Source organism: Streptomyces sp. NTD91 (genome assembly GCF_059510455.1).
On sequence record NZ_JCAJZW010000005.1, the window covers coordinates 23,228 to 46,618 of the forward strand.

A 23,391-nucleotide genomic window follows, 5' to 3' on the forward strand; every position below is an offset into this window, starting at 1 on the left:
TGGTGGCATGCCGTACCGGCACTCGCGGGCATCAGGGTGCGGATGCGCGGGCGCACAGTCTGCCCCAAGCGCCGTCCGGGAGCGAGAGGGCCGTTGCCCGCCGCCCGCGCCGCGATGTCGGTGGGGTGCGGCAGGATGGAGCGAATGAGCGAGCAGACGCACATCCGCGCGGAGTACGCGGACGCGCTTCCGGAGTACCCCGAGCGGGTCCTCGAGGTCGCCGAGCGGATCCCGCCGGGGCGGGTCATGACGTACGGCGATGTCGCCGAATGGCTCGGGGAAGGGGGACCGCGCCAGGTCGGCCGGGTGATGTCCCTCTACGGCGGCGCCGTCCCGTGGTGGCGGGTCGTACGGGCCGACGGGGTTCTGCTGCCCGGCCACGAACTGCGCGCGCTCGCCCACTACCGCGCCGAGGGCACGCCGCTGAAGGAGGCGGCCAGGAGCGCCGAGGGGCATCTGCCGCGGCTCGACATGCGGCGGGCCCGGTGGGACGGCGAGGCGGGCGCGGAGGGTCACACCTGACAGCTTCCGCCATCCGATGCCCTCGGCGAGAGCCCATAGCCCGTACGGGTGACGTGGGGGACATCCGTGGCATGACGTACGTTCGAGGGATGTGGGACAGGCGTGGCCGGAGCGCCCCGAGGGAAGAAGCGGAACCTCTGCTTCCGGCCGGGGCGGCGGCGTAGCGTCAGCTGCACGTGTCCCGCTCACCCCGCGGCCACCGTCACGCACGCGTGACCGCCCGCCCACCAGCACGCACACCAGGACCGGCCGATCACGTGAGCTCCTCCTCCACCACCAGGCGACTGCCGCACCCCCCGGTGCAGCAGGGGAGTCGTGGCGCCTACCGGCTGGTCCGGACCCCGCCGGCCACTGTGGCTCCCCCTCGTCTGGACGCGGCAGAGCGCGCCGTGGTTGACCACCGCGACGGCCCCCTCCTCGTCCTCGCCGGTCCCGGCACCGGCAAGACGACCACCCTCGTCGAGTCCGTGGCCGCGCGGATCGCCCGCGGCGCCGACCCCGACCGCATCCTGGTGCTGACCTTCAGCCGCAGGGCCGCCGTCGACCTCCGCGACCGCATGGCCCTGCGCATCGGCGCCGCCCGCGCGCCCCGGGCGACCACCTTCCACTCGTACTGCTACGCGCTGGTGCGCGCCCACCAGGACAGCGGTCTGTTCGCCGAGCCCCTACGGCTGCTCTCCGGCCCCGAGCAGGACGTCACCGTCCGCGAGCTGCTCGCCGGGCAGCCCGAACTGCAGCGGCTCGCACCGGGGCGCGTGCGCTGGCCCGACGAACTGCGCGCCTGCCTGACCACGCGCGGCTTCGCCGACGAGGTGCGCGCGGTTCTCGCCCGCAGCCGTGAACTGGGCCTCGGCCCCGACGCGCTCGACGCCTTCGCCCGCCGCATCGGCCGCCCCGACTGGCGCGCCGCCGCCGCGTTCCTCGCCGAGTATCTCGACGTGCTCGACATGCAGGGCGTGATCGACTACGCGGAACTGGTCCACCGCGCGGTCCTGCTCGCCCGCCGCCCCGAAAACGCCGTACGGCTCGCCGCCCGGTACGACGCGGTGTACGTCGACGAGTACCAGGACACCGACCCCGCCCAGGTGCGGCTCCTGCACGCGCTGGCCGGCGGCGGCCGTACCCTGCTCGCCTTCGGCGACCCCGACCAGTCGATCTACGCCTTCCGGGGTGCCGACGTGAACGGCATCCTCGGCTTCCCGGCGGCCTTCCCGCGCGCGGACGGCCGTCCCGCTCCCGTGGAGGTGCTGCGCACCTGCCGCCGGTCCGGCGCCGCCTTGCTGGCCGCCACCCGCGTGATCACCCAGCGCATGCCGCTGACCCGGCTGCCCGCCGACAAGGTCCGCGCCCACCGCGAGCCGGCCGCCGTACGGGACGGGGGCCGCGTCGAGGTCTACACGTACCCGACGGCCGGTACGGAACTGGACAACATCGCGGACGTCCTGCGCCGCGCACACCTCGAGGACGGCGTCGCCTGGAGTGACATGGCCGTCCTGGTCAGGGCCGGCTCCCGCAGCCTGCCCACGCTGCGCCGCGCCCTCACCGCCGCCGGCGTCCCGCTGGACATCGACGGGGACGACCTGCCCCTGCGCCACGAACCGGCGGTGGCCCCGCTGCTGACGGCCCTGCGTGCGGTGGCCGCGGCCGAGGTCCGCCTCCACGAGGAGCACACAGCCCCGGGCCGCCCCGAGAGCGAAGGCCCGTCGCAGGAACCCGGGGAAGCCGCCTCCGAAGAGGCCACCGCAGAAGCCGCCGCCCCGTACGCCGCTCCCGGCACCACTGCCCCCGAGGACAGCGCCGAGCCGGCCCCGGACCGCTCCTGCTCCTGGCTCGACACGGAGACCGCGCTCACCCTGCTCGCCTCGCCCCTCGCCGGCACCGACCCGGCCGACCTGCGCCGCCTCGGGCGTGCCCTGCGCGAGGAGGAGCGGGCGGCCGGGAACCCGCTGCCGCCGCCGTCCGACGTCCTGCTCGCACGCGCGCTCGCCGAACCCGAACGCCTGGCGGTGCACGACCCGGCGTACGCGCGCGGGGCGCAACGCCTCGGCGCGCTGCTCCGCAAGGCCCGCGAACGCCTCGCGGGCGGCGGTACGGCCGAGGAGGCGCTGTGGGACCTGTGGCAGGGCACGCCCTGGCCGGCACGTCTGGAGCGGTCCGCCCGGCGCGGCGGCGCGGCCGGCCGCAACGCCGACCGGGACCTGGACGCCGTGTGCGCGCTGTTCGCCACCGCCGCCCGTGCGGAGGAGCGCACCGGAGGCCGCGGGGCGCTCAACTTCCTGGCGGGGATCGAGGCCGAGGACATCGCCGCCGACACGCTCACCCGCCGCGCGGTACGCCCCGACGCCGTCCGCCTGATGACCGCGCACCGCTCCAAGGGCCTGCAGTGGCGGCTGGTCGTCGTCGCCGGCGTCCAGGAGGGGCTGTGGCCCGATCTGCGCCGCCGCGGCTCACTCCTCGAGGCCGACCGCATCGGACGGGACGGACTGGCCGAACCGCTCACCCCGGGCGCGCTGCTCGCCGAGGAGCGCCGGCTGTTCTACGTGGCCGCCACACGCGCGTGCGAACGCCTCGTCGTCACCGCCGTGAAGGCACCGGCCGACGACGGCGACCAGCCGTCCCGCTTCCTCACCGAACTGGGCGTCGAGCCGAAGGACGTCACCGGCCGCCCCCGCCGCCCGCTCTCGGTGACCGCGCTCGTCGCCGAGCTGCGCGCCACCACCGTCGACCCGCGCGCGTCCGCCGCCCTGCGCGAGGCCGCCGCCCGCCGCCTGGCCCGGCTCGCCGCCCTCACCGACGAGGACGGCCGCCCGCTGGTGCCGTCCGCGCACCCCTACCGCTGGTGGGGCATGTACGACCCGACCGAGAGCAAGGTGCCGCTGCGCCACCGCGACCGGCCGGTCGTGCTCTCCGGCAGCGCCCTCGACCAGCTCGCCAACACCTGTGCGCTGCAATGGTTCCTCGGCCGCGAGGTGAAGGCCGACGCCCCTGCCACCACCGCGCAGGGCTTCGGCAACGTCGTCCACGTCCTCGCCGACGAGGTCGCCTCCGGCCGCAGCCCGGCCGACCTCGACGTCCTCATGGAACGCCTGGACTCGGTGTGGAACGCGCTCGCCTTCGACGCGCCCTGGAAGTCCCGGCAGGAGAAGGACAACGCGCGCGCGGCACTCGAACGCTTCGTGAACTGGCATGTGCTGGACCGCACCGGGCGCACCCCGGTGACGAGCGAGCAGGACTTCGACGTCACCCTGGAAGCGGGCGACTACCAGGTACGCATCCGCGGCCAGATGGACCGCGTGGAGACGGACGGCGAGGGCCGCGCCTACGTGGTGGACTTCAAGACCGGCAAACAGGCACCCAGCGCCGCCGAGGTCGCCCGCCACCCCCAGCTCGCCGTCTACCAGCTCGCCGTCCGCGAAGGCGCCGTCGACGAGGCCTTCGACGGCGTACGCCCCGAACCCGGCGGCGCCGAACTGGTCCACCTCAGACAGGGCGCCGCCAAGCGCGACGGCGGCGAGAGCCTGCCCAAGGTGCAGACCCAGGAGCCGCTGCCGGGGGAGTGGGTCGGCGAACTGCTGGCCACCGCCGCCGGCAAGGTCCTCGACGAGCGGTTCACACCGAACACCGGCCAGCACTGCGCGCACTGCGCGTTCCGCGCCTCGTGCAGCGCCCGGCCCGAGGGGCGCCACGTGGTCGAGTGAGGGCCGCCGATGCCCGGGTGACGTACGGCACCACACGGACTGACCTGCGCTTCTTCCTGCCCGGCGGATGGATTCGTCCTCCACTGTCAGTGGCCGCCGCTAGCCTCTTTCGACATGCCCGCCCGTATCACCGACCCCGAGCAGCTCAAAGAGCTCCTCGGCATCCCGTTCACCCCGGAGCAGACGGCCTGCATCACCGCGCCGCCCGCCCCGCAGGTGATCGTGGCCGGAGCCGGGTCGGGCAAGACCACCGTGATGGCCGCCCGCGTCGTCTGGCTGGTCGGCACCGGCCAGGTCGCCCCCGAACAGGTCCTCGGCCTGACCTTCACCAACAAGGCGTCCGGTGAGCTGGCCGAACGCGTCCGCAAAGCGCTGATCAAGGCCGGCGTCACCGACCCGGACCCCCTCCCCTCGCCCGACCACCACCCCGCAACGACACCGCTTGGGGCGGACGCCTTCTGGCCGGACCCGGAGAACCCCCCGGGCGAGCCGCTCATCTCGACCTACCACGCCTTCGCCGGCCGCCTTCTCACCGACCACGGCCTGCGCCTCGGCCTGGAGCCCACCTCCCGGCTCCTCGCCGACGCCACCCGCTACCAGCTCGCCGCGCGCGTGCTCCGCGAGGCCCCCGGCCCCTACCCCGCTCTGACCCGGTCCTTCGCCGACCTGGTCAGCGACCTGCTGGCCCTCGACTCCGAACTCGCCGAACACCTCGTCGACCCCGAGGAGCTGCGCGCCTGGGACGCGGATCTGCTCCACACCCTCGAGGGCACCAGGCTCACCAACGCCGACCTGCGCAGGGTCCCCGAGACGGCCGCCGCCCGCCGCGAACTGGCCGACCTCGTCCGCCGCTACCGGAAGACCAAGCGCGAGCGCGACCTGCTCGACTTCGGCGACCAGATCGCCCTGTCCGCCCGCCTCGCCCGCATCCCCGAGGTCGGCCGGCTGCTGCGCAAGGAGTTCCGCGTGGTCCTCCTGGACGAGTACCAGGACACCTCCGTGGCCCAGCGCGTCCTGCTGGCAGGCCTCTTCGGCGGCGGCACGGGCCATCCCGTCACCGCGGTCGGCGACCCCTGCCAGGCGATCTACGGCTGGCGCGGCGCATCCGTCGCCAACCTGGACGACTTCCCCACGCACTTCGCACACGCCGACGGTCGTCCCGCCACCCGGCAGGCGCTCAGCGAGAACCGTCGCAGCGGCGGCCGCCTCCTCGACCTCGCCAACGGCCTGGCCGAGCCGCTGCGCGCCATGCACACGGGCGTTGAGGCCCTGCGTGCGGCCACCGGCGCCGAGTACGACGGCACGGTCCGCTGCGCCCTGCTGCGCACACACGCCGAGGAACTCGACTGGCTCGCCGACTCCGTCGCGCACCTCGTGCGCACCGGTACGCCCCCCGGCGAGATCGCCGTACTGTGCCGTACGGCGACCGACTTCGCCGGGATCCAGGGCGCCCTCGTGGCCCGGGACGTCCCCGTCGAGGTGGTCGGCCTGTCCGGACTGCTGCACCTGCCCGAGGTCGCCGACCTCGTCGCGGTCTGCGAGGTCCTGCAGGACCCCGGTGCCAACGCCTCCCTGGTACGCCTGCTGACCGGCCCGCGCTGGCGCATCGGCCCCCGCGACCTCGCCCTGCTGGGCCGCCGCGCCCGCCTGCTGGTCGCCCACGCGCGCATGGACGGCACCGACGACCCGGACCGCCGGCTCGCCGCCGCCGTCGAAGGCGTCGACCCGGCCGAGGTGATATCGCTCGCGGACGCCCTCGACACCTTCCTCGAAGCGCCCATGGACGCCGAGGCGGACGACGACGGGCTGCCGTTCTCGCCGGATGCGCGCGTACGCTTCGCCCGCCTGGCCGCCGAGCTGCGCGACCTGCGCCGCTCGCTGTCCGACCCGCTGATGGACGTCCTGCACCGCGTCCTCGCCGTCACCGGGCTGGAGGTGGAGCTGTCGGCATCCCCCCACGCCCTCGCCGCCCGCCGCCGCGAAACGCTGTCCAACTTCCTCGACGTCGCGGCCTCCTTCGCGGCGAGCGACGCGGAGGCCACCCTCCTCGCCTTCCTCGGGTTCCTGCGCACCGCCGCGCAGTACGAGAAGGGCCTCGACAACGCCCTCCCCGGCGGCGAGAACACCGTCAAGGTGCTCACCGCCCACAGGTCCAAGGGACTGGAGTGGGACGTCGTAGCGGTTCCCGGGCTGGTCAAGGGAACGTTCCCCAGCGCGCAGAGCCGCGAGAAGTGGACGGCGCAGGCCAAGGTGGTGCCGCACGCCCTGCGCGGCGACAGCGACACCCTGCCCGACGTCGACAGCTGGGACGCGCGCGGCATGAAGGCCTTCCACGAGGCCATGAAGGACCACCAGCACACCGAGGAACTCCGCCTCGGCTACGTCACCTTCACCCGACCCCGCTCCCTGCTGCTCGGCTCCGGCCACTGGTGGGGGCCCAGCCAGAAGAAGCCGCGCGGTCCCTCCGACTTCCTCCGGGCCCTGCACGACCACTGCGTCGCCGGGCACGGCGAGATCGAGGCGTGGGCCGAGCAGCCCGCCGACGACGAGGAGAACCCCGCCCTGCACACGGCCGGCGCCGACCAGGCGTGGCCGCTGCCGCTGGACGCCGCCGCGCTGGCCCGCCGCCGGGCCGCCGCCGAGACCGTCCTCGCCCACCTGGACGCCCTCGCCGCCCGCGGCGCCGACCACCCGCCGGCCGCCCCCGCCCCCGCCACCCTCGACGACCCGGACTGGCCCCCGCCCCCGGACGACGACCCCTACGACGACGATCCGTACGCGGAGGGTTGCTTTCCGTACGGCGACGACCCGTACGCCGACACCGGCTTCCCGTACGACGACCTGCCGTACCAAGACGGCGGCACGGACGGACCGGCCGACGAGACCACCGCCGGCACCGCGACCGCCGTCGCCGACGAGGAACCGTCGTACGCCACGTTCACCCCCGCCCCGGACGGACCGGCCGAACGGGACGGCTGGGGAGCCGGCCGGCCCACCGTCCCGCACCAGGCGCCCGCCCCGGGCCACCGCGAGCACCCCGCCGAGCCCCGGCACCCGGCCCACCTCACCCCCGAGGAGGCCCGTACCGTCGCCTCCTGGGACCGCGACCTGGACGCGCTCACCGGAGAGCTGCTGCGCGCCCGGCAGGCCGTCACCGACGTCCCGCTGCCCGCCACGCTCACTGCGTCCCAGCTGCTGCGCCTGGCCGAGGACCCCGACGGGCTCGCACAGGAACTCGCGCGCCCCATGCCACGCCCCCCGCAACCGGCCGCGCGCCGGGGCACCCGGTTCCACGCCTGGGTCGAATCACGCTTCGAGGAGCTGACACTGCCCCTGCTGGAACCGGACGAGCTGCCCGGCAGCGACGCCGCGATCGCCGACGAACAGGACCTGGAGACCCTGAAGGAAGCCTTCGAACGCACCGAGTACGCCCGGCGCACCCCCTACCGGGTCGAGGCGCCCTTCCAGCTGATCCTCGCCGGCCGCGTCGTACGGGGCCGCATCGACGCCGTCTACAAGCACGGCGACGGCGACCGGGCCACCTACGAGATCGTCGACTGGAAGACCGGCCGCACCCGCAGCGCCGACCCGCTCCAGCTCGCCGTGTACCGGCTGGCCTGGGCCGAGCAGCAGGGCGTCCCGCCCGAGTCCGTCACGGCCGCCTTCCTGTACGTACGCACCGGCGAGGTGGCACGGCCGCGGGACCTGCCGGACCGGTCCGCCCTGGAACGGCTTCTCGGCGACGACCCCGGAGGGGAAGACCCCGAAACGGCACACCGGGCGGTCTGAGTGTGACGAACCGCCCGCCGAGGATGTCGGTGCGGGCCGATAGGCTCGTGAGCATGAGCCAGACCCCGGACAGCGCCGTCCGTACGTACATCGAGCAGCACCGCGCCGCCTTCCTCGACGACCTCGCCGCATGGCTGCGCATCCCCTCCGTGTCGGCCCAGCCCGACCACGCGCCGGACGTACGGCGCAGCGCCGACTGGCTCGTCGCCAAACTCGGGGAGACCGGCTTCCCGACCGCCGAGATCTGGCAGACCCCCGGCGCCCCGGCCGTGTTCGCCGAGTGGCCCTCGGACGACCCCCAGGCGCCCACCGTCCTCGTCTACGGCCACCACGACGTGCAGCCCGCTGCCCGCGAGGACGGCTGGGACAGCGAGCCCTTCGAACCGGTCGTCCGCGGAAACCGCCTCTACGCGCGCGGGGCGGCAGACGACAAGGGCCAGGTGTTCTTCCACACACTCGGCGTCCGCGCCCACCTCGCCGCCACCGGCCGCACGGCCCCCGCGGTCAACCTGAAGCTGCTGATCGAGGGCGAGGAGGAGTCCGGCTCCCCGCACTTCCGCGCCCTGGTCGAGGAGCACGCGGCACGGCTCGCCGCCGACGCCGTGATCGTCTCCGACACCGGCATGTGGTCCGCGGACACCCCGACCGTCTGCACCGGCATGCGCGGCCTCGCCGAGTGCGAGATCCGTCTGTACGGCCCCGACCAGGACATCCACTCCGGCTCCTTCGGCGGCGCCGTACCCAACCCGGCCACCGCGACCGCCCGCCTGGTCGCCGCCCTGCACGACGAGCACGCGCGGGTGGCGATCCCCGGCTTCTACGACGGCATCGTCGAGCTGACCGAACGCGAGCGCGAGCTGTTCGCCGAGCTGCCCTTCGACGAGGAGCGCTGGCTGGACACCGCCAAGTCCCGCGCCACCCACGGCGAGGCCGGATACAGCACCCTCGAACGCACCTGGGCCCGCCCGACCGCCGAGGTCAACGGCATCGGCGGCGGCTACCAGGGCCCCGGCAGCAAGACGATCATCCCGTCCTCGGCCATGGTGAAGCTGTCCTTCCGGATGGTCGCCGGACAGGACCCCGACCACCTGGAGAAGGCCGTCCGCGCCTGGGCCGAGGAGCACGTACCCACCGGGATCCGGCACGAGATCCGCTTCGGCGCGGCCACGCGCCCGTGCCTGACCCCGCTCGACCACCCCGCGCTGCAGTCCGTGCTCCGCGCCATGGGCCGGGCCTTCGAAAAACCGGTCCGCTTCACCCGCGAGGGAGGCTCCGGACCCGCCGCCGACCTGCAGGAAGTCCTCGACGCCCCCGTGCTTTTCCTGGGCATCTCCGTCCCCTCCGACGGCTGGCACGCCCCGAACGAGAAGGTGGAGCTCGACCTCCTCCTCAAAGGCGTCGAGACCAGCGCCTACCTCTGGGGCGACCTGGCCGAGCACTGGCGTACCGAGCCCTGACCGGCCGGCTCAGTACGGGAGGGCACCGTGCGCGGGGCACACTGGAAGGACCGCCCCGCCCCGCCCGGTGGCCTCCCGCCCACGTCCCGCCGAACCGCCCGCCGAACGAACCGCCGCACTGGGGGAGTTGGAAGCACCCGTGACCACCTGGACCGACGACACAGCCGACCGACCCATCTCGCTCACCGCCCCGAGCGGCATCGACCGTGCCGCCCACCACCGGCTCGACGAGGCCTGGCTCGCCGCGGCGTGGAGCCACCCCACGACCCGCTGCTTCGTGGTCTCCGGCGGCCAGGTGCTCATCGACGAGACGACGGACGGCCGGACCGAACTCGTCATGACCCCCTCGTTCGAGGCCCCGCTCACCGAGGCACACCGCTACTTCCTCGGCATCGACGAGGAAGGCGTCAGCTATTTCGCGTTGCAGAAGGACTCGCTGCCCGGCCGTATCGACCAGTCCGCACGCCCCGCCGGGCTGCGGGAGGCCGGCCTGCTGCTGTCGGCGCGCGACATCGGACTGATGGTGCACGCGGTCGGCCTGGAGAACTGGCAGCGCACCCACCGATTCTGCTCCCGCTGCGGCGAACGCACGGTCATCGCCGCCGCCGGTCACATCCGCCGCTGCCCGGCCTGCGGCGCCGAGCACTACCCGCGCACCGACCCGGCCGTGATCATGGCCGTGACCGACGCGGACGACCGCATCCTGCTCGGCCGCCAGGTCCACTGGCCCGAGGGCCGCTTCTCCACGCTCGCCGGCTTCGTCGAACCCGGCGAGTCCATCGAGCAGGCCGTGCGCCGCGAGGTGGCCGAGGAGGTCGGCGTCACCGTGGGCGACGTGGAATACGTGGCCAGCCAGCCCTGGCCCTTCCCCTCCAGCCTGATGCTCGGCTTCATGGCCCACGCCACCTCGACCGAGATCGACGTCGACGGCGACGAGATCCACGAGGCCCGCTGGTTCTCCCGCGAGGAACTGCACGACGCCTTCGAGTCCGGCGAGGTGCTGCCGCCCTACGGCATCTCCATCGCGGCCCGCCTGATCGAGATGTGGTACGGCAAGCCGCTGCCGACGCGCAGCTTCGTGTGATCCGCGTTCGTGCGACCTGCGGCAGCGCCGGGACACGACAGGGCGGCCCCCGATCCGGTCAGGGGCCGCCCTGCACCCGCTGCGATGCGCCCTGCTCGGCCGTGATCACCGCGGACACCCGAGAGCGTCAGGCCGCGAGCTTCTGCTTCACCTGGGCGAGCGACGCGTTCGTCAGCGTGGTGCCGTCCGCGAAGAGTACGGTCGGGACGGTCTGGAGACTTCCCTCTCACCTTGTCGCGGCCGGGGAGGGCTGCCCATGTCTTGGGGAGGGGCAAGGGTGAACGACAAGCCCAGGGCGCTTGGTGTGGTCCGTCTGTCCGTAGGTAACCGTCCCAGGCTTGGCGTATTGAGACGAGTTCTGAGACAGTCCCGGCCGTGACGACGAACACGATCACTGGCCAGCTCATCGGTTATGCCCGTGTCTCCACCGACGACCAGGAAGCACAGCTTCAGCGCGACGCGCTGACGGCCGCAGGATGCGCCCGCATCTTCGAGGACAAGGCCAGCGGGAAGAACACCAACCGGCCAGAACTCACGGCCGCACTCGACTACGCGAGACCCGGCGACACCCTGTGCGTGTGGAAGCTCGACCGCTTCGCCCGGTCCCTCATCGACCTTGTGACCATGGTCGACACTCTTCGAGAGCGGGGCATCGGGTTCAAGGTGCTCACGGGTGCGCTGGCCAACATCGACCCCGGTACGGCGGACGGCCGTCCCATGCTTCAGGTGGTCGGCGCCATGGCGGAGTTCGAGCGCAGCCTCATCAAGGAGCGCACCCGCGCAGGACTGGACGCAGCCAAGGCGCAGGGGCGTACCGGCGGACGGCCGACTGTGGTGGACGAGGATGTGCTCGCCGTGGCCCGTGCCAGGAAGGCGAAGGGCGAGAGCGTGAGCGCCATCGCCAAGGCTCTCGGGGTGTCACGGGCCACCTTGTACCGCCACCTCGGAGAGCGTGCCTGAGGCAGGCGCACAGCGACACAGAAAGGCGCCGGTGTCGCCGGGGCCGCTGTCATGCACGGGCGTGTAACGCCGCCTGACAGGCGCACGATGCCTGCCCCTGCCTGGACTCACAGGGACAAGTCAACAGAGGCAGGCACAGAGGCGCACGTCGCTCGAACGGCACCCCATCCAGCACGCCTCGGCCGCGGTGCTCGCCGTCCCTCAGGGCGGGCCTGAAGGAGTCCGGCATGCGGCGCAGCACGGGCCAGGCAGTAGCCTCCGTGGCCTCTGCTCGGGCAGTGGCGAGGAACTGTTCCTTCACCGCCTCCGAGACTCCGAACGCGGACACGATCAGCTCGACGTCTTGCACGGTGGGCAGGGTCCGGCCGTTCTCGATCTTCGAGAGCTTCCCGGCGGACATGGAAGAGCTGCGGGCCACCGCGTCACCGGTCAGTCCCGATGCTTCGCGCAGTGCCCGCAGGGCTCTCCCGATTGAGTCCTTGGTCAGTGATGCCGCTCCCAGTAGGCCGCGAACGGCACGGCGCGGGTGAGCGCCAGGTCGCGGTAACCCTGGTACTCCGGGAGCCGTTCGGCCGGCAGGAGTTCACCGCCGGTGAACTTGCCCTCGGGGGTGTAGTGCATGCGGTACACGTCGTGGTCGTCGAAGAGCCAGAAGTCGTGATCAGGCAGGCCGGTCGACTCCTGGTCGGCAAGGTCGATGATCCCGATGGACTCCCCGGCCTTGATGTTGCCGGGGTAGGCCGACAACTCGTAGCGGAGGTAGTCGGTCAGAGGGGAGCGCAGGACATGAACGCGGGACACGCTCTTGCCCTTGTCGGTCATCGAGCGCACCCATGGGTTGTCGTCCCACTCCGGGCCCATGTCCTCGCCCGCGAGGAACCGCGCGATTTCGTCCTGCTCCTCTTCCACGTCGTACACGTCCAGCGTCTCCAGCCGGAACGCGGTCCGCTCGAAGATCTCGAAGAGGCGGCCGAACTCCTCACCGCTGACTTTCCAGAACGGGAAAGTCGCACACTTGGTGTCCGGCGTCGGTGTGGCCCCGGCAGTCCTCGGCAGGTGAGAGGGGGATCAGCGCCCGAGCACGTCAGTCCAGCAGCGCGACAGTGAACGTCTCGCGGTGGTCGGCCAGCCAGGCCTGCATGCGGTCCCAGCGTTCCCATCCGCCACGGTCGGCCAGCGCTTGGAGGTAGAGAGGATCACCGTCAGCCACGCGGCGGGCGACGAAGGCCCGGCAGATCTCCGTGGCCTGTTCGATCACGCCGGGCAATGCGGCGCGCTCTCCCGCCGAGAGGCCGTAGCTGTCGGCGAGGATCCGCAGCCGTGCAGGCGCGTCCAATCCGGCGGGATACAGGACAGCTGCGGATACCGGATCAAGCATGGGAACCCAGTAGCGGGCGGCCATGGCCACGTCCCAGAGAGGACGGCCCGGAGCCGCCAGGTCGAAATCAATCAAGGCGGCGGCACGACCGTCGCGGAAGACGACGTTGTCCGGGCACACGTCGTTGTGGCACAACATCGTTCCGCCCTCCGGGTCGGCGAGGTTCTGGGGCCATTCGACGTCTGTGTCGACGGCGATGGTCGCGCTGGCCCCATGCAGGCGGCGCAGCAGGATCCCCACTGATTCGAGAGCGGTTGTTGTCAGCACCCAGGGCGGGAACGGCGGCAGAGCGACGTCGCCAGGAATGAAGGTCAGCTGCTCACGACCGTCAGCAGTCAGACCCACGGGAGTCGGAGCCGCGTCGAAGCCGTGCTCTTTCAGCGCGAGGAGGTGGGCATGGAGGGCGTGTGCGTTGTGCGGTGCCGGGCGTTCCACCAACGCACCCCGGCGGAAGACCGCGCCCGCGTTCACCATGCCTCCGACCAGCGCCTCGCAGTCCGCCTCGTCCTCGGTCGTCATGCCGATCACGCTACCGCCAGGCCGCCTCGTACAGGCTGGGCACACAAAACCCCCGATCCGGCGCCAGGCCGGTCGGGGGTCGTGGGCGTCATGTGAGTCAGACGCCGAGCGCCTGCTTCACCTGGGCAAGGCTCGGGTTCGTCATCACGACCTCGGCGCCACCAGTGGAGGGAACTACCTGGACGGTCGGGACCGTCTGGTTTCCGCCGTTCGCCTTCTCCACGAAAGCGGCGGACTCGGGGTCCTGCTCGATGTTGATCTCGGTGTAGGCGATGCCCTCCCGGTCCAGCTGGCTCTTCAGCCGCCGGCAGTAGCCGCACCAAGTCGTGCTGTACATCGTCACAGTGCCCTGCATGTCTCTCGCGCTCCTCAGGCAGCTCGGAAAATCGTCCAGGGGGAGGAACGTACGCGAGCCGCCGGCCATTCCCACCCGGGGTATCCCCGGCCGCTGCGCCCCGGGATGTCCACAGGCCACGGTGATGCCGACCGCATCAGTACGACCATCTGCGCCTGCCTGTGGACAACCGGCACGGCAGTCCCGGGCGACCTGGCAGCATGGCGGTGTGACAGCAGCAACGCACTCCACCCTCTTCCCGCAGGCACCGGACTCCGCCGACGCGGTGCTCGACGGGCTCGACCCCGAGCAGCGAGCGGTGGCCACCGCCCTGCACGGCCCGGTGTGCGTCCTGGCCGGAGCGGGCACGGGCAAGACCCGCGCCATCACCCACCGCATCGCCTACGGGGTGCGCGCCGGCATCCTCCAGCCCTCCAGCGTCCTCGCCGTCACCTTCACCAACCGCGCCGCCGGCGAGATGCGCGGCCGGCTCCGCCAGCTCGGTGCCCACGGCGTCCAGGCCCGCACCTTCCACTCCGCCGCCCTGCGCCAGCTCCAGTACTTCTGGCCGAAAGCGATCGGTGGCAGCATGCCCCGGCTCATCGACCGCAAGATCCAACTCGTCGCCGACGCGGCAGCGAGCCTCGGCACCCGGCTGGACCGGGGCGAGCTGCGCGACGCCACCGCCGAGATCGAATGGGCCAAGGTCACCCAGACCACCCCCGCCGACTACCCGTACGCGGCCGCGAAGGCCGGCCGCGAGGCCCCGCGCGCCCCCGCCGAGATCGCCCACCTCTACGCGGCCTACGAAGACCTCAAGCGCGACCGCGGCGTGATCGACTTCGAGGACGTCCTGCTGCTCACCGTCGCCGTCCTCCAGGACCGGCACGACATCGCCGAACAGGTCCGCGCCCAGTACCAGTACTTCGTCGTCGACGAGTACCAGGACGTCAGCCCGCTGCAACAGCGGCTGCTGGAGCTGTGGCTCGGGGACCGCGACAACCTGTGCGTCGTCGGCGACGCCAGCCAGACCATCTACTCGTTCACCGGAGCAACACCCGACCACCTGCTCGACTTCCGCGCCCGCCACCCCGGCGCCACCGTCGTCAAACTCGTCCGCGACTACCGCTCCACCCCCCAGGTCGTGCACCTCGCCAACGGGCTGCTCGCCCAGGCCCGCGGCCGCGCCGCCGACCACCGGCTGGAACTGATCTCCCAGCGCGCCCCGGGCCCCGAGCCGGTCCACACCGAGTACACGGACGAGCCCGCCGAGGCCGAAGGCACCGCACGGCGCATCCGCGAACTGATCGACGCGGGCGTCCCGGCCGCCGAGATCGCCGTTCTGTTCCGCACGAACGCCCAGTCCGAGACCTTCGAGCAGGCCCTCGCCGACGCCGGCGTCCCGTACCAGCTGCGCGGAGCCGAACGCTTCTTCGATCGGCCCGAGATCCGCAAGGCCGGCATCGCCCTGCGCGGCGCGGCCCGCTTCGGCGGCAACGACTCCCTGCTGGACGACGCCGTGGACCTGCCCTCCCAGGTGCGTGCCGTCCTGTCCGGAGAAGGCTGGACCACCGAGCCCCCGGCCGGCTCCGGCGCCGTCAGAGAGCGCTGGGAGTCCCTCGCCGCCCTCGTCAACCTCGCCCAGGACCTCGCCGCCGCCAGACCCGGCGCCACCCTCGGTGACTTCGTCTCCGAACTCGACGAGCGGGCGGGCGCCCAGCACGCCCCCACCGTCCAGGGCGTCACGCTCGCCTCCCTGCACGCCGCCAAGGGACTGGAGTGGGACGTCGTCTTCCTGGTCGGTGTCGCCGAGGGCATGCTGCCCATCACCTACGCCAGAACGGACGAGCAGATCGAGGAGGAACGTCGGCTCCTCTACGTGGGCGTCACCCGTGCGCGGGAACGGCTGCACCTTTCCTGGGCCCTGTCCCGCTCGCCCGGCGGCCGGCCCAACCGCAGACCGAGCCGCTTCCTCGACGGGCTGCGCCCCGGCACCACCGCCACGGTCGGCCGCACCGGCACCGCCACGGCCGGAGGCGTCGAGCGCGGGACGGCCGGGCGCACCACCCCCGCCCCCCGGCGCGCCCAGCGCACCCCCGCCCGCTGCCGGGTCTGCGGCCGCACCCTCACCGACGCGGGTGAGATGAAGCTGATGCGCTGTGAGGACTGCCCCTCCGACATGGACGAAGGGCTCTACGAACGGCTGCGGGAGTGGCGCGCGGTCCAGGCCGAGCGCACCGGACAGCCCGATTTCTGTGTGTTCACCGACCGCACCCTCATGGCCATCGCCGAGGCGAGGCCGGAGAGCCCCGCCGAACTCTCCCGCATCCCCGGCGTCCTCAGCCGCAAGCTGCGCAGCTACGGACCGGACGTTCTGGCCATCTGTGCAGGGCGCGAGACGGGGCAGGCGACGAGGACGACTGATGCGAACTCGTCGAAAAAATAGTTTGCGCGTCCCCCAGCAATCCCCATAGGTTCTAGGCACGGAAGCAGCGGCCTTCTCCAAGGCCCTGGTTCCGTGATGTACTTGCACATCCGAACGGACTGGCTCACCCCAGTCCCAGAGACGCCGAGAGGAGGCGAGTCCAGTGATCAGCATCAACACCAGCACCATCAGCACGGCCAAACTGACCGATCGCTCGGCCGTCTCCCTGTGCATGCTCGGCGCCTCTCACCAGGGCACCGGTCTGTCCGGCATTCGTGCCGTCCGTCCGGAGTCCTCCCACGCTCTCGCGGGCCTTCCCGTCCGTGAGCGCAATGAGCGACCGACCAAGGCACTGGAAGCGGTAGCGGCACAGGCACAGGCCTATGCCTTTGCGGCGGCCGGTGCCGGATTCCGGAAGCAGACGACGCAGCACCACCTGATGTGGGCCTTCCGTGGGCCAGAACCCTGGAGTGATCCAGCCTGATCCGATCAGGCCGGCGCCTTCAGGGCCGCGGAACCCCATCCGGGATCCGCGGCCCTTCTGTTTTCCCCGAACGGGGACGACGGAGCGAAGGGGCCTCGGGACAAGAAAAGAACCCGGTACCAAGCCGACACCCGGTCAACCGGCCGGAACGACCAGACGAGGAAGACAGACCGTGCAACTCGAAGCGCACGCCCCGTCCGTACCGCCTTCGCAAACGATCCCCCCGCCCGGCCTCACGGAGGACCCCACCTTGATCCCCCTCACCGCGCTCACCGCGCTCGACGACGCCATCGAGAACCTCGGCGTACCCGTCCCCTGCCGCTCCTACGACCCGGAGGTCTTCTTCGCGGAGTCGCCCGCGGACGTCGAGTACGCCAAGTCCCTCTGCCGCACCTGCCCGCTGATCGAGGCCTGCCTCGCCGGCGCCAAGGAGCGGCGCGAGCCCTGGGGCGTCTGGGGCGGCGAGCTGTTCGTCCAGGGTGTCGTCGTCGCCCGGAAGCGGCCGCGTGGCCGCCCGCGGAAGAACCCGGTCACGGCATGAACACCGCAGGAACGATCGACCGCCCCCTCACGCACGACCCCCAGAAGCAGGCCCCGATGAAGCCGTCCACCAGCGAGCCCGCAGGCTCCGCGACCGAAGACGTCACCACCACCGGCGCGACCGAAGCGCGCCAGAACAGGACCCGAGAGATGCAACTCATGCAAGAAGCCCTGGCTCGTGCGCATATGCACGAGCGACTCCATGCCGCTGGGAGGGAACGCCGGGCCGTGCGCCTGGCGGTCGCCCAGAGGATGCAGCGCCGGGCCGAGCGCGCCTCGCTGCGCGCCCGGCGCGCGCTGGCCATGGCGGTCATGCAGTAACGATCACACCTGCGGAAGCGGTGGCCTCCCGGCCCGGGAGGCGAAGCCTTCTGGAGCGGGGGCCGGTCCGGCCGAACGGACCGGCCCCCGCGGTGCGTTGTACGGCGATCGGCCGCCGAGGGAGTTATTGTCGCCAGGTGACGAGTCTTCCCGGAGGAAGCGATCAGGGCGGCTCCACCTCGGAGCGCCGCATCCATGTGTGCGCCCGCTGCGGCACCCCCGCCGACGGCCCCCCGCCCGCCACCTGGACCTGCTCCGTGGAGAACGGCGTCCGCCAGTACTTCTGCGACACCTGCTCCAGGGAGAACCTGAGGGCGATCGAGGGCCGGCTGGACTCGTCGTGGTGGTGAGCAGCCTTTCGGCGGCCTCCCCCCCGCCCCCCGCCCCCTCCCCACTTTCGAGGACCCCGCGTCACCCGATCCCGCGTACCCCGGATCACGCCTCCGCCGCGGACTCCTCCTCGGGCAGCTCGTCGTCCGTGAGGCCGGGGACGTCGCCGACCTGCGTGCCCTCCGTGACATCCGTGCTCTCGGAGACGAAACCCGGTAGCCACTCCTCCAGCTCCTCGCGGAGGCGTACCGTGGCACCGAGCTGGCACAGGACGCCGATCGTGCTCAGGGTCACCCGGTGGATCAGCAGATAGGCCGGCGGCAGGTTGAGCCGCTTGCCCAGCTGGTACGCGGGGGAGCGTGGGTCGGCGATGCGGGCGGCCTGGTTGCGCATCCAGCCGCGGCTGAAGGTGAACGCCTCGACGCGGGCCGGTTCGATGATCGGCAGCAGGTAGTCGAGGACCGCGTCGGGATCCAGCTCTATGGACTCCTTCACGAAGCCCTCCTCGCAGAGGAGTTCGTAGACCGTCTCGGCCTCGCCGTCCAGCGTCATGCGCAACGAGACCCCGATCGGCAACGGCAGTCCGCCGGGCAGCCGGTCGACGGTGCCGAAGTCCAGGACGCCCAGGCGCCAGTCGTCCTCGCCGGCCGGACCGCCGGGCAGCAGCCGGAAGTTTCCGGGATGCGGGTCGGCGTGCAGCAGGCCGGTGCGGGCCGGGCCCGAGAAGAGGAACCGGGCCAGGAGCTGGCCGGCGCGGTCCCGCTGCTCGGGAGTGCCGTCCGAGATGACCTCCGACAGCGGGATGCCGTCGATCCACTCCGTCACCAGAACCTGATCGCACTGGTGCACCACCGCCGGGACCACCACGTCCGGGTCGTCGGCGAACTCCTCCGCGTGCGCGGTCTGGGCCTGGGCCTCCAGGTCGTAGTCGAGTTCCTCGGAGACCCGGTCCCTCAGCTCCGCGATGAGCGGCTTGATGTCCATGCCGGGAATCAGCGGTCCCAGCAGGCGTGCGAACCGACTGAGTTGCCCGAGGTCGGAGAGCAGGGCCTCGCCGGCGCCCGGGTACTGCACCTTGACCGCCACCTCCCGGCCGTCGTGCCACACGGCCCGGTGCACCTGCCCGATCGAGGCGGCGGCGGCCGGCTTGTCCTCGAACTCCTCGAACAGGTCGCGCCAGTCCGGACCCAGCCGCTCCTCGAGCACCCCGTGCACCGTGCGGGTCGGCATCGGCGGGGCCGCCTCCTGGAGCTTGGTCAGGGCGGCGCGATAGGGGCCGGCGACCTCCTCGGGCAGCGCGGACTCGAAGACGGACAGGGCCTGCCCGAACTTCATCGCACCCCCCTTCAGCTCGCCCAGCACCTTGAACAGCTGCTCCGCCGTGCGTTGTTGCAGTTCCCGGCCGACGATCTCCGCGGACTCGCCCACGATCCGCTTGCCCAGCCCCCAGGTGGCCCGGCCTGCGAAGCCGAGCGGGAGCGCGGCGAGCTTGGCGGTACGGGTGACCGCCTTCCGGGGAAGATCAGACATGCGCCCTCCAAGTCACAGTCGGCCGCGCCGCGCCCGCTGTGCGTCGCTCCGTCGACGGTCGTCGCACCGCCATTGTCGCGCGTGCCGAGCCGTCGGTTGAGGAGTGCTCCTCTTTAGGTCTGTCCGCAGCGCCGCACCCGCATGCCGGATGCGGCCGAACCGGTCGGGTCTGCCAGTCCAGAGCGGGTGCGGAGACCTCCCAGCGGATGCCGGTGCTGGACGGCGACCGCCCGTCGAGGAAGGCGAGCGCGTGTGCCGCGGCCAGCCCGGCGACCGCCGTGGCCAGCGTCAGATCGCAGGCCCCCACCCGGCGGGCCCTGGCGCACCTCCACTGGGCGGTCAGTCGCGGCCACACCGGATCCCGGTCCGTGCGGTCCAGGTGCAGGCAGCCGGCGCAGCCGGTTTCCCCGGGCAGGACGAGCGGTCCGACGACACCGGTGCCCTCGACGACGCCGGCGTACAGATGAGGCGTGCCGGAGGCCACGAGCGGCTCGGCGTCGGCCGGGTCGGGGGCGTGCACGGCCACGTCGTCCCGGGGCGTGAGGATCACCAGGGCGTGTCCGGGGTCCCGGGTGCCGGATCCGGGGGAGTGGGCGTGGCGCGGTGGGCGGTCGGGTGCCGCGCGGCGTACGGCGGCCCGCGCGGCGGTGTCCCGGCGTTCGCCGACCGACTCGGCGGGCAGCCCGCCCGGCGCCACGTCCCACGGCTCCACGCGTCCGCTGTCGCGCACGTCGACCTCGCCGACCCCGGCGCCCGACAGCGCCGAGGCCAGGATCGCGCCGACCCGTCCCGCGCCCCGTACCTGCACGCGCAGGGCGCGGCGGGCGGCGAGCCGGGCGAGCGCGCCGCCCGGCTCGGCCGTGGTCAGGGACAGTGCGGCGAGGTCGGGACGCAGCCGCCGCAGGACCTCTGTCTTCTGGCGCAGCGCGTCTGCGGCCGGTCCGCCGCCGCGTGCGTCGTCGATCAGGCCTGCCCGGGTCAGCCGTGCCAGCAGGGTGTCGACCTGGCCGGCCGGGAGGTTCATGCGGCGGCCTTCCTCGCGGAGCAGCGGCAGCCCGCGGGTGCCGTTGAGCAGGTCCAGGACGTCGCGCGTCGCCGGGTCCATCGGTCCCAGTGTCAGTGCGTGCGCGGGCGTCATCCCGAACTGGACGGTGTCGCGATCACGCCAGCCGCGCCGCAGCGCGGGTTTCACCACCGGATGCATGAGGGGCCCCCGTATCGATGGAAAGCATCCCGGACCACCTGGAGCGTCCGGAACGTCGCTTCGCCGGTGGAACCGGTCATGTTCCGCCGACGCCTGCCAGCATGCCGTGTGCAGGGGGCCGGCGCCGAGAGTTGTCCACAGGCTGGGGGTGATGGTCGTACAACCTGCCGGGGTGAAGCGGTCGAAGGGCCCGCACGGAACCCGGTGAACCGGATAAACCGGATGTGCGGATCGGTCGTAGGAATCATAGGAATCAAACGCACGGTGGGGATTGGCATCCAACCGTTCCGGAGCCGGGACTTCGGCCGTGCCCAGCGGGTAACGTCGGGGCGTGCCCGCCGACCCACTGCACCGCGCCGGAGAGACACAGCGCAGCACGACGAGCCAGCCGCCCGGCGGCTCGGGGGCGAGCGCGATCGAGGTCCGCAGGAGTGCCCGGCGCCGCCGGACGGTCTCCGCGTACCGCGAGGGCGATCGCACCGTCGTACTGATCCCCGCCCGGATGTCGAAGGCGGAGGAGCAGCGCTGGATCACCGTCATGCTCGACAAACTCGCCGCCCAGGAGAGCAGGCGGGTGCTCGGCGACGCCGAGCTGGCCGAGCGTGCCGAGCGGCTGTCGGCGCAGTACTTCGACGGCCGGGCCCGGCCCGCCTCCGTGCGCTGGGTCACCAACCAGAACACCCGCTGGGGTTCGTGCACCCCGGCCGAGGGCAGCATCCGGCTGTCGCACCGGCTGCAGGGGATGCCCGAGTACGTCGTCGACTACGTCCTCTGCCATGAGCTGGCCCATCTCCTGGTCCCCGGCCACGGGCCGGACTTCTGGCGGCTGCTGGAGACGTACCCGCGTACGGAGCGGGCCCGCGGCTACCTCGAAGGGGTCGTCGCGGCGGAGCGGCTGCCGCATGTGCCCGGGGCGCGCAGACAGTGAGCCGTGTGCCCTCGGTCCGTCTCCGGACGCGGTTGTGTACCGGGTCTGTACCGGTTGCGTCCGATCCCGGACCGAGCCGTTAGCCTGGCGCGACGCAACTCACATTCGGGATGGGGGACGGTCGTTACGCATGGCCAGGGAATTCCAACGCGGCCACAAGGCCAGGATCAGTGACCTCACGGCGGGCACGGATCTGTACGTAGGCGTGCAGATCTCCGCCCCCGGGCTGACCTTCGACATCAGCTGCTTCGGTCTGGACGCCGACGAGCGCCTCTCGGACGACCGGTACTTCGTGTTCTTCAACCAGCCGAAGTCCCCGGAGGAGTCCATCCAGCTGCTCGGCGCGCAGGCGGGCGACACCGAGTCGTTCCGGGTCACGTTGGACCGGATCCCGTCGCACATCCGCAAGCTGTCCTTCACTGCGACCGTCGACGGCGACGGGCAGATGTCGCAGATCGCCCCCGGCTACCTGCGCATCGTGGCGGGCGGTGAGGAGGTCGCGCGCTACGCGTTCACTGGCGCCGAGTTCTCCACCGAGCGCGCCGTGATGCTCGGCGACATCTACCTGAAGGACGTGTGGCGGTTCGCGGCCGTCGGACAGGGCTTCGACGGCGGACTGGAGGCGCTGCTGAAGAACTTCGGCGGCGAGGTGCTGGAGGAGGAGGCACCTGTCGCCGCGCAGCAGCCGCAGTCCGGTGCCGCCCCCGGCTTCGCGCCACCCGCCCAGGCCACGACCCCGCCCCCGTTCGCCGCCCCGGCCCCTCCCGCCCCTGCTCCGTCGGCTCCCGCGCCCACTGCGGCCCCCGTGCCGCAGCCCGCCGCACAGGGCTTCCCCCCGCCGTCCGGAGCCACGCCCCCGCAGGGCTTCACGCCCCCCGGCCAGATGCCGCCGCCGGCTCCCGCACCCGCGCCGAACGTGCACGCCGCGCCGACGGTCATCGCCCCCATGATCCCGTCCGCCGGCGCCACCGTCCCGCCGCCGGCCCCGGCCCCCGCGCCGTACGACCAGCCGCAGTACGGCGGTCAGCCGCCCCGGCAGCCGTACGGTCAGCCGCCCCAGCAGCAGTCCTACGGCGGCCCGGCCGCGCCGATGCCGCCCGGCCACGGCCAGCAGCCGCCCTCCTACGGCGGCCGGCCCTCCGCGCCCATGCCGCCGGGCTACGGGCAGATGTCCGGCCGGCCCGATGCCTACGCAGTGCCGCAGGGCACCCCGCAGGGCGGTGCCGGGGTCACGGCCGCGCTGCAGATGTACAAGGAGACGCCGACCGGACAGCGCTGGACGCAGCAGAACAAGAAGCTCATCCGCGTCGACCTCGGCATCGGCGGGCAGCCGGTGCTGGCCAAGCAGGGCAGCATGGTGCTCTACCAGGGCAAGGTCGACTTCGCCTACAAGGGTGCCGGCTTCGCCGGGCGGATCGTCGGCAACGCCACCGGCCAGGAGATGCAGTTGATGCGCTGCACCGGCAACGGCCAGGTGTTCCTCGCCGAGAACTCCACCCATCTGCACCCCGTGGAGCTGCAGGGCGACGCGATCTGCGTGTCCGCGGAGAACGTCCTCGCCTTCGACGAGGGCCTTCAGTACGAGGTCCGCCGTATCGAGGGGCACGGCATCCCCGGCGGCGCGCTGTTCACCATGCAGTTCCAGGGCACCGGCACGATCGTCGTCAAGACGCACGGCACACCCGTGGTGCTGCCGGTCACGCCGACGACCTTCGCCGACTGCAACGCCGTCGTGGCCTGGTCGGCCGCCTCCCAGGTGATCGTCTCCAGCCAGGTCCGCATGCGCCGCAACGCCTACCCGGGCGACACCGGCGAGAGCGTCAACCTCCAGTTCCGGGGCGCTCCCGGCAACTTCATCGTCGTCCAGCCGTACGAGGTCTGAGGGAGC

19 protein-coding genes and 1 pseudogene are annotated in these 23,391 nt (G+C 72.5%); 13 read left to right on the forward strand and 7 right to left on the reverse strand.

What is annotated here, in order from left to right:
- Nucleotides 1–135 precede the first annotated feature (135 nt).
- From AC5WRT_RS07600 to nudC, 5 genes are all read left to right on the forward strand, one after another.
- Nucleotides 136–522, forward strand: a complete 387-nt coding sequence (locus AC5WRT_RS07600; protein ID WP_496098186.1) for an MGMT family protein — start codon at nucleotides 136–138, stop codon at nucleotides 520–522.
- A gap of 257 nt (nucleotides 523–779) precedes the next feature.
- Entirely contained in the window at nucleotides 780–4,220 is a 3,441-nt protein-coding gene (locus AC5WRT_RS07605) for an ATP-dependent helicase (RefSeq protein WP_496100034.1), read from the forward strand.
- Between the two features lie 114 nt (nucleotides 4,221–4,334).
- Nucleotides 4,335–8,009 carry an ATP-dependent helicase gene (locus AC5WRT_RS07610; protein WP_496100035.1) on the forward strand — a complete coding sequence of 1,225 codons (3,675 nt, stop codon included), beginning with the start codon at nucleotides 4,335–4,337 and terminating at the stop codon, nucleotides 8,007–8,009.
- Nucleotides 8,010–8,062: 53 nt separating this feature from the next.
- Nucleotides 8,063–9,466, forward strand: coding sequence for a dipeptidase (locus tag AC5WRT_RS07615; protein ID WP_496098189.1), 1,404 nt, complete (start codon nucleotides 8,063–8,065; stop codon nucleotides 9,464–9,466).
- 139 nt (nucleotides 9,467–9,605) lie between these two features.
- Nucleotides 9,606–10,550: an NAD(+) diphosphatase gene (gene nudC / locus AC5WRT_RS07620; RefSeq protein WP_496098190.1), complete on the forward strand. Its 945-nt coding sequence runs from the start codon at nucleotides 9,606–9,608 to the stop codon at nucleotides 10,548–10,550.
- A gap of 127 nt (nucleotides 10,551–10,677) precedes the next feature.
- Here nudC and AC5WRT_RS07625 read toward each other — a convergent pair.
- Nucleotides 10,678–10,773, reverse strand: a pseudogene (locus tag AC5WRT_RS07625) (NrdH-redoxin); the annotation flags it as partial.
- A 152-nt stretch (nucleotides 10,774–10,925) separates the two neighbouring features.
- Between AC5WRT_RS07625 and AC5WRT_RS07630 the strand changes: the two are divergent.
- The gene (locus AC5WRT_RS07630; RefSeq protein WP_496098191.1) at nucleotides 10,926–11,510 is read left to right on the forward strand and encodes a recombinase family protein; all 585 of its coding nucleotides are present in this window, start codon (nucleotides 10,926–10,928) and stop codon (nucleotides 11,508–11,510) included.
- A gap of 49 nt (nucleotides 11,511–11,559) precedes the next feature.
- Here AC5WRT_RS07630 and AC5WRT_RS07635 read toward each other — a convergent pair whose 3' ends face one another.
- The 4 genes from AC5WRT_RS07635 to AC5WRT_RS07650 are packed head-to-tail and all read right to left on the reverse strand — an operon-like array spanning nucleotide 11,560 to nucleotide 13,762.
- Nucleotides 11,560–12,012 carry a helix-turn-helix domain-containing protein gene (locus AC5WRT_RS07635; RefSeq protein WP_496098199.1) on the reverse strand — a complete coding sequence of 151 codons (453 nt, stop codon included), beginning with the start codon at nucleotides 12,010–12,012 and terminating at the stop codon, nucleotides 11,560–11,562.
- Nucleotides 11,994–12,566: a DUF6879 family protein gene (locus AC5WRT_RS07640; RefSeq protein WP_496098200.1), complete on the reverse strand. Its 573-nt coding sequence runs from the start codon at nucleotides 12,564–12,566 to the stop codon at nucleotides 11,994–11,996. The genes AC5WRT_RS07635 and AC5WRT_RS07640 overlap by 19 nt, the downstream gene beginning before the upstream one ends.
- Nucleotides 12,567–12,594: 28 nt before the next feature.
- The gene (locus AC5WRT_RS07645; RefSeq protein ID WP_496098192.1) at nucleotides 12,595–13,452 is read right to left on the reverse strand and encodes a phosphotransferase; all 858 of its coding nucleotides are present in this window, start codon (nucleotides 13,450–13,452) and stop codon (nucleotides 12,595–12,597) included.
- 52 nt (nucleotides 13,453–13,504) lie between these two features.
- The gene (locus tag AC5WRT_RS07650; RefSeq protein ID WP_496098193.1) at nucleotides 13,505–13,762 is read right to left on the reverse strand and encodes a mycoredoxin; all 258 of its coding nucleotides are present in this window, start codon (nucleotides 13,760–13,762) and stop codon (nucleotides 13,505–13,507) included.
- Between the two features lie 124 nt (nucleotides 13,763–13,886).
- Here AC5WRT_RS07650 and AC5WRT_RS07655 point away from each other — a divergent pair, with 124 nt between their 5' ends.
- The 5 genes from AC5WRT_RS07655 (at nucleotide 13,887) to AC5WRT_RS07675 (ending at nucleotide 17,861) form a co-directional block, all read left to right on the forward strand.
- Nucleotides 13,887–16,187: an ATP-dependent DNA helicase UvrD2 gene (locus AC5WRT_RS07655; protein WP_496100036.1), complete on the forward strand. Its 2,301-nt coding sequence runs from the start codon at nucleotides 13,887–13,889 to the stop codon at nucleotides 16,185–16,187.
- Nucleotides 16,188–16,329: 142 nt separating this feature from the next.
- The gene (locus tag AC5WRT_RS07660; RefSeq protein ID WP_496098195.1) at nucleotides 16,330–16,650 is read left to right on the forward strand and encodes a hypothetical protein; all 321 of its coding nucleotides are present in this window, start codon (nucleotides 16,330–16,332) and stop codon (nucleotides 16,648–16,650) included.
- A 172-nt stretch (nucleotides 16,651–16,822) separates the two neighbouring features.
- Nucleotides 16,823–17,191 (forward strand): WhiB family transcriptional regulator, encoded by a 369-nt coding sequence (locus tag AC5WRT_RS07665; protein ID WP_351799421.1) that lies wholly within the window; start codon nucleotides 16,823–16,825, stop codon nucleotides 17,189–17,191.
- A complete protein-coding gene (locus AC5WRT_RS07670) occupies nucleotides 17,188–17,511 on the forward strand; it encodes a putative WhiB-interacting protein (RefSeq protein ID WP_496098196.1) in 324 nt (107 codons plus the stop codon). The genes AC5WRT_RS07665 and AC5WRT_RS07670 overlap by 4 nt, the downstream gene beginning before the upstream one ends.
- A 137-nt stretch (nucleotides 17,512–17,648) precedes the next feature.
- Complete coding sequence (locus AC5WRT_RS07675) at nucleotides 17,649–17,861, forward strand: hypothetical protein (RefSeq protein ID WP_496098197.1); 213 nt, start codon at nucleotides 17,649–17,651, stop codon at nucleotides 17,859–17,861.
- Nucleotides 17,862–17,946: 85 nt separating this feature from the next.
- Here the strand turns inward: AC5WRT_RS07675 and AC5WRT_RS07680 are convergent, their stop codons facing one another.
- A complete protein-coding gene (locus AC5WRT_RS07680; protein ID WP_496093613.1) occupies nucleotides 17,947–19,371 on the reverse strand; it encodes an ABC1 kinase family protein in 1,425 nt (474 codons plus the stop codon).
- A complete protein-coding gene (locus AC5WRT_RS07685) occupies nucleotides 19,364–20,575 on the reverse strand; it encodes a TOMM precursor leader peptide-binding protein (protein ID WP_496093612.1) in 1,212 nt (403 codons plus the stop codon). Before AC5WRT_RS07685 ends, AC5WRT_RS07680 begins: the two co-directional genes overlap by 8 nt.
- A 331-nt stretch (nucleotides 20,576–20,906) precedes the next feature.
- Between AC5WRT_RS07685 and AC5WRT_RS07690 the strand changes: the two genes are divergently transcribed.
- Together AC5WRT_RS07690 and AC5WRT_RS07695 are read left to right on the forward strand one after the other, a co-directional pair.
- Nucleotides 20,907–21,503 carry a M48 metallopeptidase family protein gene (locus AC5WRT_RS07690; RefSeq protein ID WP_496093611.1) on the forward strand — a complete coding sequence of 199 codons (597 nt, stop codon included), beginning with the start codon at nucleotides 20,907–20,909 and terminating at the stop codon, nucleotides 21,501–21,503.
- Between the two features lie 130 nt (nucleotides 21,504–21,633).
- Nucleotides 21,634–23,385 carry a TerD family protein gene (locus tag AC5WRT_RS07695; protein ID WP_496100037.1) on the forward strand — a complete coding sequence of 584 codons (1,752 nt, stop codon included), beginning with the start codon at nucleotides 21,634–21,636 and terminating at the stop codon, nucleotides 23,383–23,385.
- Nucleotides 23,386–23,391 lie beyond the last annotated feature (6 nt).

Bases quoted from the DNA above. Each gene is read 5' to 3' on its own strand.
- AC5WRT_RS07600 (WP_496098186.1), top strand. From the start codon at position 136: ATGGAGCGAATGAGCGAGCAGACGCACATCCGCGCGGAGTACGCGGAC.
- AC5WRT_RS07610 (WP_496100035.1), top strand. From the start codon at position 4,335: ATGCCCGCCCGTATCACCGACCCCGAGCAGCTCAAAGAGCTCCTCGGC.
- AC5WRT_RS07615 (WP_496098189.1), top strand. From the start codon at position 8,063: ATGAGCCAGACCCCGGACAGCGCCGTCCGTACGTACATCGAGCAGCAC.
- AC5WRT_RS07650 (WP_496098193.1), bottom strand. From the start codon at position 13,762: ATGCAGGGCACTGTGACGATGTACAGCACGACTTGGTGCGGCTACTGC.
- AC5WRT_RS07655 (WP_496100036.1), top strand. From the start codon at position 13,887: ATGCCGACCGCATCAGTACGACCATCTGCGCCTGCCTGTGGACAACCG.
- AC5WRT_RS07670 (WP_496098196.1), top strand. From the start codon at position 17,188: ATGAACACCGCAGGAACGATCGACCGCCCCCTCACGCACGACCCCCAG.
- AC5WRT_RS07680 (WP_496093613.1), bottom strand. From the start codon at position 19,371: ATGTCTGATCTTCCCCGGAAGGCGGTCACCCGTACCGCCAAGCTCGCC.
- AC5WRT_RS07685 (WP_496093612.1), bottom strand. From the start codon at position 20,575: ATGCATCCGGTGGTGAAACCCGCGCTGCGGCGCGGCTGGCGTGATCGC.
- AC5WRT_RS07695 (WP_496100037.1), top strand. From the start codon at position 21,634: ATGGCCAGGGAATTCCAACGCGGCCACAAGGCCAGGATCAGTGACCTC.